Below are 11,508 nucleotides of genomic sequence, written 5' to 3'. Positions count from 1 at the left end.
CTTTCTGGGAGACCGCGGGAGGGCGGCGGCGGGGCGGGGGTGCGGTCCGGTCGGGGGTGCGGTCCGGTCGGGGTCAGAGGAGGTCGAGGGAGGCCGCGAGGTCGTCCAGCTCGTCCTGGTCGATCGCGTCGAGCAGCAGGCCGGAGGCGGGCGGGACAGGGGAAGGGGCGGCGGGGCCGGTGCGGTCGGCGTGGACGACGAGGGCGCCGAGCATCCGGAACCAGCCCTCGGCCAGCGCCCGGACCTCCGCCTCGTCGTGGACGCCGTCGGCCCAGGCCCAGTCGGCGTGCAGGACGGGCCCGTCCGCCGACTCCAGGACGAAGGCGTTCACCTCGACGGCGTGCGCCATCGGCATGCCCGGGCCGGGGGCGTCGAGCCGGGCCCCGTGGGCGGGCAGCAGCTGCCAGTCGGCGCCGACCGGACCGCCCAGCCGGCCCAGGTAGTTGAAACCGAGGCCCGCGGGCTCCGCCGCGGCGAGCTCCTTGCCGACGACCGGGTCGAGATGGCGGAGCAGGCCGTACCCGATGCCCTTGCGCGGGATCGCCCGCAGCTGCTCCCGGACCCGCCGCAGTGCCTCACCGGCGGTGGGGCCGCCGTCCTCGGCGTCCGCCGCTTCCAGGCCCTCCAGGACGAAGCGGGTGGGGAAGAGGGTGGTGAACCAGCCGACCGTACGGGAGAGGTCGGCCTCGGCGCCGATGTCCTCCCGGCCGTGGCCCTCCAGCTCCACCAGGACCTCCGGGCCGCAGGGCCGCCACCGGGCCAGGGCCAGGGAGAGCCCGGTCAGCAGCACCTCGTTGGCGTCGGCGCCCAGCCGGTCGGCCACCGACGTCAGCAGCGGCCCGGCCGTCGCCGCGGGCAGGCTCAGGGCGAGGTGCCCGGCGCGGTCCTCGTGGTCGCGGGCCGGGTCCAGCGGGCGGCGGCCCGCGATGCCCCCGCCCGGCCGCACCACACCGCTCCAGTACGGGGCCTCGGCCGCGGTCCGCTCCCCGGCCGCCTCCGCGGCGAGCAGCTCGGACCAGCGGCGGAACGAGGTGGCCACCGGGTCGAGGGCGCCGGCGGGGGCCCGTCCGGCGGCGACCGCCTCCCAGGCCCGGGCGAGGTCGCCGGTCAGCACACGCCAGGAGATCCCGTCCACGACCACGTGGTTGACGACCAGGGCCAGCGCCCCGGGCAGGTCGGCCCCGGCGTCGAACCAGACGGCCTGCACGATCACCCCACCGACCGCCGAGAGCCGGTCGCGGGCCGCGTGCACCTCCCGCCCGACCTCCTCGACGGTGGCCTCTCGGCCCTCCGTCGCCACCCGGCGCAGGCACTGCGCGGCGCGCACCGACCCGGCCGGGCGGGTCCGCCAGCCGGAGCCGTCCCGGACCACGCGCAGCATGTCGTGCCGGTCCAGGACCGCCTGGAGCACCTCGGCCGCGCCCTGCCCGGTCAGCCCGGCCGGGGTCCGCACCACCAGGTACTGGTAGTAGCGGTCGGCGGGCCCGCCGCGCTCGTCGAGCCAGTGCATCACCGGCGTCGGCCGGACCGGCCCCACCCCGTCGTCGGCAGCCGCCCGGGCGGACGGGGCCAGCGGCCGGGCGGCGGCGGCCAGGGCCGCCACGTCCGGCAGGGTCAGCACGTCACGGACGGTGATGCGCAGGCCAGCCCGGCGGGCCGCGCCGACCACCTGAACGGCGATGATGCTGTCACCGCCGAGCGGGACGAAGCCGTCCTGCGGGCCGACCTCCGGGATCCCGAACAGGTCCGCCAGGACACCGCACAGGATCCGCTCCGCCTCGGTCACGTCGATTCCCCTCATGGTCTTCCTCGTTCTCGTTCTCCGCGGGCCTTTCGCGGGCCTTTCGCGGGCCTGCGCGGGCTTTCGCGTGCTTGTCGGACGGCGGTGTTCAGACGGCGGTGCCGGCCGGGGCGAACAGCGCCCGCAGCGCGGCCCGGTCGACCTTTCCGTTGGCGGTCACCGGGAGGTCCTCCACGGGCCGGAAGTGCCGGGGCACCATGTACGCCGGCAGGTGGGCGGCGCACGCCGCGGCCAGCTCCTCGGACCCCGGGCCGTCCGTCCCCGTCCGGGTCCACACGGCTGCGAGCCGGCGCGAGCCCGCGACCTCCACCGCCACCACCACGGCCCGGCGCACCCCCGGGACGGCGCCCAGGACCGCCTCGACCTCGCCGGGTTCGACCCGGTACCCGCTCACCTTGAGCTGGTCGTCGGCCCGGGCCACGAAGTGGAAGTCCGCCCCGTCGAACCGGACGACGTCCCCCGTGGCGTACGTGCGGCGCGGGGTCCCGTCGCGGTGGGGCAGGGTCCGGAAGCGGGTCGCGGTCAGCTCCGGGTCGCCCAGGTAGCCGAGGCCGACACTGCCCCCGCCGACGACCAGCTCCGCCTCCTCGCCCGCCGCGAACGGCCGCAGCACGCCGTCCGCCTCGCGCAGCAGCTCCGCCGCGGCGACGGCACCGCCGATCGGCGGGTGCTCGGGCCAGGACGCTGCCGCCCGCGGGTCCAGCCGGTGCTGCGTGACCACGTGGGTCTCGCTGGGCCCGTACTCGTTGACCAGGGCGACCCCGGCGGCCCCGCAGAACTCCCGCACCTCGGAGTTGACGACGAGGCGTTCGCCCGCGACCGCGATCTCCCGCAGGTCGGGCATCGCGTCCGGTTCGAACACGGCGGCCGTGGCCAGCGCGTGCAGCCCCACCACCGGCAGGAACAGCCGGGCGACGCGCTGTTCGCGGATCAGCTCCATCAGCGCGAAGGGGTCCTGGCGTTCCTCGTCGCAGACCACGACCAGCGCGGCCCCGGCCAGCCAGGTGGCGACGATCTCCTCGTAGCCCACGTCGAAGCCGATCGAGGCCGCCTGGAGGGTGTGCGGCGGGCGGTCGTGGGCCCAGTGCCGCACGTGCCAGTCGCCGAGCGCGGCCAGCACCGACGGGGGAACGGCCACCGACTTGGGCTCACCGGTCGACCCGGACGTGGGGATGACGTACCCGACGGTCCCCTCGCGCAGCTCCTCCAGCGGGGCGCCGCGCAGCTCGCCGAAGGCGACCTCGGCGGGGCCGAGCCCGGTCGGCGCGGTGTGGTCGGGGCGGACCAGCAGGGCGCAGAGCCGGGCGATCCGCGCGGCCCGCGGCGCGGGCATGCCCGGGTCGGTGCAGACCACGCCCAGGCCGGCCCGCCAGGCGCCGAGCACCGCGGCGCAGCGCTCCCAGGACCGTTCGCCGTGGACGGCGACCACGTCGTCCGGTCCCAGGCCGCGGGCGGCGAGCCCGCCCGCGATCTCGGCGGACAGCCGGTCGAGTTCGCCGTACGTGCGGGCGACGCCGCCGTCGACGACGGCCACCGCCGCGGGGTCGCGCCGGACGGCACGGATCAGGGGCCGGACGAGCGAAAGCCGCGGTCCGCGCGCGTCGTCGGTGTGCATGGGCGTCCCTTCTGGGGATGGTGCGGGGAGAGGGGGCAGAGGGGTGAGGGGTGCGGGTGGGGCGACGGGCTCGGTCACGCGGTGCCGCCGCCCTGCTCGTCGATCAGCGCCGCCAGCCGGTCGAGCCCGTCCTCGATCCGGTCGGGGTCCAGGGAGCTGCACGAGAGCCGCAGTTGGCTCCCGGCCCGCTCGTGGCCGCTGAAGTGGCGCATCGGCGTGAAGAGCACCCCGTGTCGGACGGCGGCCTCCTCGACCAGGGCGTCGGTCACCGGGAACGGCACGTCGACGACGACGAAGAAGCCGCCCGCGGGGGTGATCCACCGGACCCCGGGCGTCCGGGCGAACCGCCGGTGCAGCCCCTGCAGCAGACAGCGCAGGTTGCGCCGGTAGACCTCGATCTGGCGGCGGTTGGCCTCCAGCAGGCTGCCGCCGTGCTCCAGCAGCATGCCGCCGACCAGCGCCTGCGTCACCGGCGGGGTGTTGACGGTCAGCATGCTCTTGGCCCTGGCCAGTTCGTCGGCCAGCAGCGCCGGGCCGCCCGCCCCCGTGACCCGCTGGTCCGCGACGGCGAATCCCACCCGGGCGCCGGGGAAGCAGGTCTTGGACAGCGAGCCCAGGTAGACGACCCGCTGCCTGCTGTCGAGGGCCTTCAGCGTCGGCGGCCGGGAGCCGTCCGCCATCCGGAAGTACCCGTACGGGTTGTCCTCCAGCAGCAGCACGTCCTCCTGCTCCGCGACCTCCAGCAGCTCCCGGCGCGTCTCCACCTCCAGGGAGTGGCCGCTCGGGTTGGAGAAGTCCGGCACCAGGTACAGCGCCCGGGGCCGCTCCCCGGCCGCGCGGACCTCGCGGATCCGCTCGCGCACCTGCTGCGGACGCACCCCGTGGGGGCCCTCGGGCACCGACCGCACCGGGAGGTCCAGCAGCCGGGCCGCGCCCGTCAGCCCGACGTACGTCGGGTCCAGGGCCAGCACCACGTCCTGCGGGCCGGCCTTCAGGGCGCGCAGCACCAGCCACAGCGCCTCCTGCGCGCCCACCGTGACCAGGACGGCCTCCGGGTCGCAGACGATGCCCTCGTCCCGTTCGAGGTGACGGGCGATCAGCTCGTGCACGACGCCCTTGGTGCGGCCGTACTGGAACAGCTCCCGCCGCACCCCGGCCCCGTCGTAGCCCTTGTCCGCGGTGAGGTGGCGGATGTACGTGTCGAGGTGGCGGTGCAGGTCGGAGGGGTCGAAGAAGTCCTCCGTCGGCCGCCCGGGGGCGAAGGAGACCGCCTCGGGGAACCGCCCCGCGATCTCGTTGAGGAAGGTCATGGACAGCAGCGCGGGGTCCGCGAGGGACGCGTGCAGATCGGCCCGGTCCAGGGCCACGGCCGTGCGGGTCACCGGCCCGCCCCCAGCGTCGTCAGCCACGGTGCGCCGGCCGGGGTGCCGCAGCCCGACAGCTCCAGGGCGGAGCGCAGTTCGGCCGCCAGCAGATCCAGCACCCTGGACACGCCCTCCGCGCCGTCCGCGGCAAGGCCCCACAGGACGGGGCGGCCCAGCAGCACCCCGTCCGCGCCCAGCGCCAGGGCCTTCAGGACGTCGGTCCCGCCGCGGATCCCGCTGTCCAGCAGCAGCCGGCAGGACGGCGGGACCGCCTCCCGGGCCGCGGGCAGCATGTCCGCGCTGGCAACCGCGCCGTCGAGCTGGCGGCCGCCGTGGTTGGAGACGACGACGGCGTCCGCACCGGCCGCGGCCGCGGTCGCGGCGTCACCCGGATCGAGGATCCCCTTGACGATCAGGGGCAGCCCCGTCTGCTCCCGCAGCCGGGCCAGGTCGTCCCAGCCCAGGGCGCGGGCGAAGGACTCGGCGGTGTGCTCGGCCACCGCGCAACTTCCGGCCCGGCGCTCGGCGGCCCGACGGGTCGTGGCCGGGTCGAGGTGCGCGGCCGCCACGCCCGCCGGCAGGGCGAAGCCGTTGCGCAGGTCGCGCAGGCGCCGGCCCATCGAGGGGACGTCGACCGTGACCATCACCGCGGCGCAGCCCGCCTCCTCGGCGCGCCGCACCAGCTCGGCGGTGAGCCCCGGGTCCCGCTGGCAGTACAGCTGGAACCAGGTGACCCCGCCCAGCGCCGTGACCTCCTCCACCGGCACGCTGCTCAGCGTGGACAGGGTGAACGGCACCCCGGCGGCCGCCGCCGCGCGGGCCGTGGCCAGCTCGCCCTCGGGGTGGAGCAGCCGCTGGTAGGCCATCGGCGCGACCGCCACGGGCAGGGCCGCCCGGCCGCCCGGGAGTTCGGCCGAGGTGTCGCAGGACCCGGAGCCCGCCAGGACACGGGGGACGAGGCGGATCCGGTCCAGGGCGGTCCGGTTGGCGGCCAGGGTCAGCTCCTCGCCGCTGCCGCCCGCGATGAAGTCCCAGACCTCCGGGGGCAGCGCCCGGCGGGCGGGCTCGGCGAAGTCCTCCAGCCGGACCGGGACCGGCGCGGTGTCGTGCCCGGCGCTCACCGCAGGACCTCGCCGGCGCCCAGCCGCTCGGCCTCGACGGCCTCGTACAGGGCCTTGATGTTGCCGTTGCCGAAGGTGCGGGCACCGAACCGCTCGATCACCTCGTGGAAGAGGGTGCGGCGGGGGTGGGTGGAGCGGGTGAAGATCTGGAAGAGCTGCCCGTCGTGGTCCTCGTCGACCAGGACGCTGATGCGCTGGAGCTCCTGCGTGGAGTGCCGGGCCAGGTCGAGCCGGTCCGCGAGCATCGTGTAGTAGGCGTCGGGGACGCTCAGGAACTCCACGCCGCGCTCGCGCAGCGCCCCGACCGCCCGGACGACGTCCCGGGAGGCGAAGGCGATGTGCTGGACGCCCGCGCCGCCGTGCTCGGCGAGGAACCGGTCGATCTGCCCCGGCTCGCGGGAGGTGTCGGGCTCGATCAGGGTCAGGGTGACCTCGCCGGAGGCGCTCTGCACCACCTTGGAGTCCATGGCCTGCGCGCCGACCCGGATGAGCTCCTGGAAGATCATGCGGAAGCCGAGGACGCGGGTGTAGAACTCCACGGTCCGGGCGAGTTCCCCGGCGGGCAGGCAGACAGCGAAGTGGTCCAGCTCCTCCAGCAGTTCGCCGTCCGCGTCCGGTGCGGCGGCGTCCGGCAGCGGGGTGAAGCCCGGGGGCAGCCCGGCCGGGTCCGGCTCGACGAGGGTGTGCACGACGTCGCCGAACCCGGCGACCACGGCCCGGGTGCGGCCGTCGGCGTGCCGGTGCGGCACGGCCAGGGGGACCGCGCCGCGGGAGACCGCCTCGTCGAAGACGGCGGTCACGTCGGGCACGCTCAGCGCGATGTCGGCGACGCCGTCGCCGTGGGCCAGGACGTAGGCGGCGCCCGGGTGGTGTGGGGAGACGGCCTGGGTGAGGACGAGGGATATCCGGCCCTGGCGCAGGAGCAGGGACTCCGCGTCGGCGGACGCGGCGCGGGCGACCGCACGGAAACCGAAGCGGCCGGTCATCTCGGCCGCCGCCGACGCGAGGTCGGCGACGTAGGACTCGACGTGGCTGATGCCGAAGGCGGGGGAGAAGGTCATGGAGCTGCCGTTCGTCATGGGGCCGCCGTCCCTCGCGGGGCGGCGGACACGGAGAGGACGGGGGCGGGGGCCGCGGCGGCCCCGGTCGTCAGGGAGGTGATCCGGGCGGGCAGGCCCCGCCACACATCGGGGGTGTAGAAGTGGCCGCCGGGCAGGACGTCGTGGCGGAACGGGCCGTCGGTCAGCGCCGCCCAGCGCGGGCCCGCGTCCTCGCCGATGACCGGGTCCGCGTCCCCGGAGAACACCTGGAGCGGGACGCCGGTGCGGGCACCGGGGGTGTGGGTGAAGGTGTCCCGGGCGGCGAGGTCGGCCCGCATCAGTTCCACGGCCATCTCGGTCAGTTCGGGCTCTTCGAGGACGTGCTCGGGCAGCAGGCCGTGGGTGCTCATCCAGTCGAGCAGCTCCTCGTCGCGCTGTCCCTGCGCCAGGAACCGGTCCCGGTCGGTGACCCCCCGGTCCGGGGCGTTGCAGGCGGAGACGACCAGGGCGCGCGGTGCGGGCGCGCCCGCCGCTGCGAGCCGTACGGTGACGTCGAAGGCCATCCAGCCGCCCATGCTGTGCCCGAACAGGACGTACGGGCCCTGCCCGGCCACCGCCGCGACCCCGGCGGCGGCGTCCGCCGCGAGCTCGTCCCAGGTCCGGGCGAACTCCTCGGCGAACCGCCCCTCGCGCCCCGGGTAGCAGACGGCCACCAGGCCGGCGCCGTCCGGCAGGGCCGGGATCCAGTCGTGGAAGGTGGCGGTGCCTCCGCCGCAGAAGCCCAGGCAGACCAGGGTGGGCGCGCCCTCCGCGCTCTCCTTCAGGCGCACCGCGGTGGTGTCGAGGACGCTCACGAGGCCTCCCCGGCGGCCGGGGCGTGCACCGACTGCGCGTGCCGGGCCAGGTCCGCGAGGACGGGGAAGCGGTAGACGTCCCTGGTCCGCAGCGCGATCCCGGCGTTCTTCTTCAGCCGGGACACCACGCGCAGCGCCAGCAGCGAATGGCCGCCGAGCGCGAAGAAGTTCGCCTCCGCGTCGACGCCGTCCCGGCCGAGGACCTCGGCCCACACGGTCGCGATCAGCTCTTCCAGCGGGCCCTCGGGGGCGCGCCCGGAGGACTCCGGACCGGCTGCGGGGGCCGTCGGCAGCGGCGGCAGTGCCTCGGTGTCCACCTTGCCGTTCGGCGTCAGCGGGAGCGCGTCGAGCGTGACGAAGACGGACGGGACGAAGTACGCGGGCAGCGCGGCACCGCAGTGCCGGCGCAGCTCCGCGTCGGTCACCCGTGCCCCGGGAGCCAGGACGCAGTACGCCGCGAGGAGGGTGTCGCCGTCCGGCCCGGTCCGGGCCACGGCGACGGCCGCCTCCACCGCCGCGTGGCCGCGCAGCCGGTCCTCCAGCTCGCCCGGCTCCACCCGGAAGCCGCGGACCTTGAGCTGCCGGTCGGTGCGGCGCAGGAACTCCAGACCGGAGTCGGCCCGCCAGCGCACCAGGTCGCCCGTGCGGTACATCCGGCTGCCGTCGGCGGCGAAGGGGTCCGCGACGAACCGCGAGGCGGTCAGCCCGGGCCGGCCGACGTAGCCGACGGCCACGCCCGGACCGGCCAGGTAGAGCTCGCCCGTGGCGGCCGGCCGCAGCCCCTCGTCGAGGACGAGGGCGCGGACCCCGGCCAGCGGCTCGCCCAGGCGCGGGGCGGCCCCGGTGATCCGGGTCGCGGTGGCGTCGACGGTGCACTCGGTCGGGCCGTACAGGTTCCAGGCCTCCACGGCCGGGTCCTCGGCGAGCGCCCGCCACATCGCCGCCGGCACCGGCTCGCCGCCGAGCAGCAGCCGCAGCGGACGCCCGGGCCGCAGCCGCGGACCGGTCAGCTGCCAGTGCGAGGGGGTGCAGTCGAGGTCGGTCACGCCGTGCGCGTCGAGCAGCGCGTCCAGCCGGGCCGGGTCCGTGCGGTCCTCGTCGTCCAGGACGACCAGGGTGTCGCCGCGGCACACGCGGACCCACTGCTGCACGGACGCGTCGAAGGACAGGCTGGCGTTCCAGGCGACCACGCGGTGGCCGGACGGGTAGACGCCCCGCTCCTCCAGGCCCGCGACGAGGGCGGTGACGCTGCCGTGCGTGACCTCCACGCCCTTGGGCGTGCCGCTGGAGCCCGAGGTGTGGATGACGTAGGCCGCGCCGGCCGGGTGCCCGGCGCGGCCCGACGGCTCCGCGTCGGCCTGCGCGGCGGGCGCCGCCGTGTCCGGGGCGGCCGTGTCGGGGGCGGCCGTGTCCGGGTCCAGGACCGGCAGGCCCTCGGCCCACTCGGCCGCGGCCCCCGCCCGCGCGACCACCGCGCGCAGCCCGGCGTCCGACGCGATGTGCGCGAGCCGCTCCCCGGGGTACGCCGGGTCCAGCGGGACGTAGGCCGCACCGGCCCGCCACACCGCCAGCGGGGCCACGGCCCAGCCCGTGCCGCGGGGCAGGCTCACGCCGACCCGGTCGCCCGGGCGGACGCCGAGCGCGCGCAGCGCCGCCGCCAGCCGGGCCGTGCGCCCGTCCAGCTCCTCGAAGGTCAGGGAACCGTCCGCGGCGTGCACCGCGGCCCGGCCGGGGAAGGTCCGGGCGGTCTGAAGGAACCGCTCCACCAGGTTCGTCGGCTCAGCCACGGGACACCGCCGCGACGGTTCCGGCGCGCGGGGCGACGGTCGGGGAGCAGTCCGCGACCGCGACCGGGTCGCCCATGGCGACGACGATCCGCCGGTCGCCGCGGAAGGGGTCGCGGCCGTGTGCGGTCAGGACGTTGTCGACGATCAGCAGGTCTCCCGGCTGCCAGGTGCGGCGCACGGTGGCCCGCTCGTAGGCGGCGTTCACGGCCGCCAGGTCGCCTTCCGTCAGCGGGACGCCGTCACCGAGACCCGTGTCGAAGGGCAGTCCCTCGGGGCCGAGTTCGTCCAGCAGGACCTCGCGCAGCTCCTCGTCCAGCGAGAAGCGGTTCCAGAACGCCATGTGGTTGAACCAGACCTCGTCGCCGGTCTGCGGGTGGCGGACGATGCCGGGCCGCACCTGGCTGGTGCGCAGCGTGCCCTCTTCGTCCCAGGCGCAGGCGATGGCGTTCTCGGCGCAGTACGCCTCGACCTCCTCGCGGGTGGTGGCCCCGAAGGCGGACTGCCAGGCGACCGAGAGGGTCTCCGAGTAGGTGCGGGTCAGGACCCAGCCGGAGGCGCGCATCCGCTCGACCAGAGCGGCGGGGAGCGAGCGCAGCACCTCGCGGCAGTCGGTGACGGGGGTCGCGCCGCCCTCCTCGGGGGCGGTCAGGCAGCCGAAGAGCAGCAGGCCGGGGAAGGTCAGCGTGTAGCTGTTCTCGTTGTGCGGGCGGATCGCCTGCGCGGCGGGCAGGTCGGTGGAGGAGAAGACGCCGGAGCCGAAGTCGCTGCGGGGGGTGGCCTTCTCGCGGTACGGGGTGGCCCGGCGGACCAGCTCGTCGCGGACGACGGCGAAGTCGTCGACGCTGCGGACCGGCAGCCCGCTCACGTACACGGCGCCGAACCGGTCCAGCCCGGCGCGCAGTTCGGCGCGGTGCTCGGCGAGCCAGTCCCGCGCGGCGGCCGCGTCGGCCAGCTCGGGGGCGCGGACGGTGGCCGGGGCGCCGGGCTCGGTGAGCCAGTCGAGGACGCCCGCGAAGGGGACGGCCTCGGCGGCGGCCTCGGGGGCGGTGGCCTCGGCGGGGGTGGTCGGGTGCGGGCTCATGCGGCACCGCCCGCGGCCGGCGCCTGCGCGGCGTGACGGAGCTCCAGGGTGCAGCACTTGACGCTGCCGCCGCCCTTGAACAGTTCGGACAGGTCGACGCCGATCGGCGTGAAACCGCGCTCGGCCAGCCGGTCCGCGAGCCCGCGGGCGGCCTCGGCGAGCAGGACGTTGCGCCCGTCGGAGAGCGCGTTCAGCCCGAAGACCTCGGCGTCCTCCTCCGTGGCCAGCAGCGCGTCCGGGTACAGCTCGCGCAGCACCGCCTGCGACTCGGCCGAGAAGGCGCCGGGGAAGTACATGATCTCGTCGTCGTCGAGCACGGCGAGGGCGGTGTCCAGGTGGTAGAAGCGCGGGTCGACCAGGGTCAGGCCCACCACCGGGGCGCCGAGCACCCGTTCGGCCTCGGCGTGCGAGGCCGGGTCGGTGCGGAAGCCGGTGCCCGCCAGGATCCGGGACCCGGCGACCAGGTAGTCGCCCTCGCCCTCGTTGACGTGCTCCGGGGCGACCACCTCGGTGTAGCCGTTGGCCTCGAACCAGGCCTGGTAGGCAGGGGCTTCGGCGGCGCGCTCGGGGTGGCGGAAACGGGCCATCAGGACGCGGTCGCCGAGCACGGTGGCGCCGTTGGCCGAGTAGACCATGTCGGGCAGCCCCGGAACCGGGTCGATCAGGTCGACCGTGTGACCGAGCTCCCGGTAGAGGGCGTACAGCCGCTCCCACTGCAGGACGGCCAAGTCGGTGTCGGTCGGCTTGGCCGGGTCCATCCAGGGGTTGATGCGGTAGTCGACGGTGAAGTGGGACGGGCGGCACATCAGGTAGTGCCGGGGACGTGCGGTGCGCTGGACGGTCAT

At 76.2% G+C, this 11,508-nt stretch carries 9 protein-coding genes; all 9 read right to left on the bottom strand.

Translation table 11 applies throughout. The annotated features are described in order from the left end of the window. Positions 1–73: 73 nt before the first annotated feature. Positions 74–1,801 carry a condensation domain-containing protein gene (locus tag ABZ924_RS05760; RefSeq protein ID WP_361904633.1) on the bottom strand — a complete coding sequence of 576 codons (1,728 nt, stop codon included), beginning with the start codon at positions 1,799–1,801 and terminating at the stop codon, positions 74–76. A gap of 88 nt (positions 1,802–1,889) precedes the next feature. Further along, positions 1,890–3,416 (bottom strand): AMP-binding protein, encoded by a 1,527-nt coding sequence (locus ABZ924_RS05755; protein WP_361904630.1) that lies wholly within the window; start codon positions 3,414–3,416, stop codon positions 1,890–1,892. A 74-nt stretch (positions 3,417–3,490) separates the two neighbouring features. Next, positions 3,491–4,798: a PLP-dependent aminotransferase family protein gene (locus tag ABZ924_RS05750; protein WP_361904627.1), complete on the bottom strand. Its 1,308-nt coding sequence runs from the start codon at positions 4,796–4,798 to the stop codon at positions 3,491–3,493. Continuing rightward, positions 4,795–5,862, bottom strand: a complete 1,068-nt coding sequence (locus tag ABZ924_RS05745) for an alpha-hydroxy acid oxidase (RefSeq protein ID WP_361904917.1) — start codon at positions 5,860–5,862, stop codon at positions 4,795–4,797. The genes ABZ924_RS05750 and ABZ924_RS05745 overlap by 4 nt, the downstream gene beginning before the upstream one ends. Before the next feature lie 35 nt (positions 5,863–5,897). Continuing rightward, positions 5,898–6,980: a 4-hydroxyphenylpyruvate dioxygenase gene (gene hppD / locus ABZ924_RS05740; protein ID WP_361904624.1), complete on the bottom strand. Its 1,083-nt coding sequence runs from the start codon at positions 6,978–6,980 to the stop codon at positions 5,898–5,900. Continuing rightward, positions 6,977–7,795 carry an alpha/beta fold hydrolase gene (locus ABZ924_RS05735; RefSeq protein WP_361904621.1) on the bottom strand — a complete coding sequence of 273 codons (819 nt, stop codon included), beginning with the start codon at positions 7,793–7,795 and terminating at the stop codon, positions 6,977–6,979. Before ABZ924_RS05735 ends, hppD begins: the two co-directional genes overlap by 4 nt. Next, positions 7,792–9,582 carry a non-ribosomal peptide synthetase gene (locus ABZ924_RS05730; RefSeq protein ID WP_361904618.1) on the bottom strand — a complete coding sequence of 597 codons (1,791 nt, stop codon included), beginning with the start codon at positions 9,580–9,582 and terminating at the stop codon, positions 7,792–7,794. The genes ABZ924_RS05735 and ABZ924_RS05730 overlap by 4 nt, the downstream gene beginning before the upstream one ends. After that, positions 9,575–10,663: a TauD/TfdA family dioxygenase gene (locus ABZ924_RS05725; RefSeq protein ID WP_361904615.1), complete on the bottom strand. Its 1,089-nt coding sequence runs from the start codon at positions 10,661–10,663 to the stop codon at positions 9,575–9,577. Before ABZ924_RS05725 ends, ABZ924_RS05730 begins: the two co-directional genes overlap by 8 nt. Continuing rightward, positions 10,660–11,508 (bottom strand): dimethylargininase, encoded by an 849-nt coding sequence (gene ddaH, locus ABZ924_RS05720; protein WP_361904612.1) that lies wholly within the window; start codon positions 11,506–11,508, stop codon positions 10,660–10,662. The genes ABZ924_RS05725 and ddaH overlap by 4 nt, the downstream gene beginning before the upstream one ends.

The organism is Streptomyces sp. NPDC046876 (genome assembly GCF_040645035.1).
GTDB lineage: Bacteria > Actinomycetota > Actinomycetes > Streptomycetales > Streptomycetaceae > Streptomyces.
Note: the sequence above shows the minus strand (reverse complement) of the source record. Positions and strands in the feature narration are given on the sequence as shown.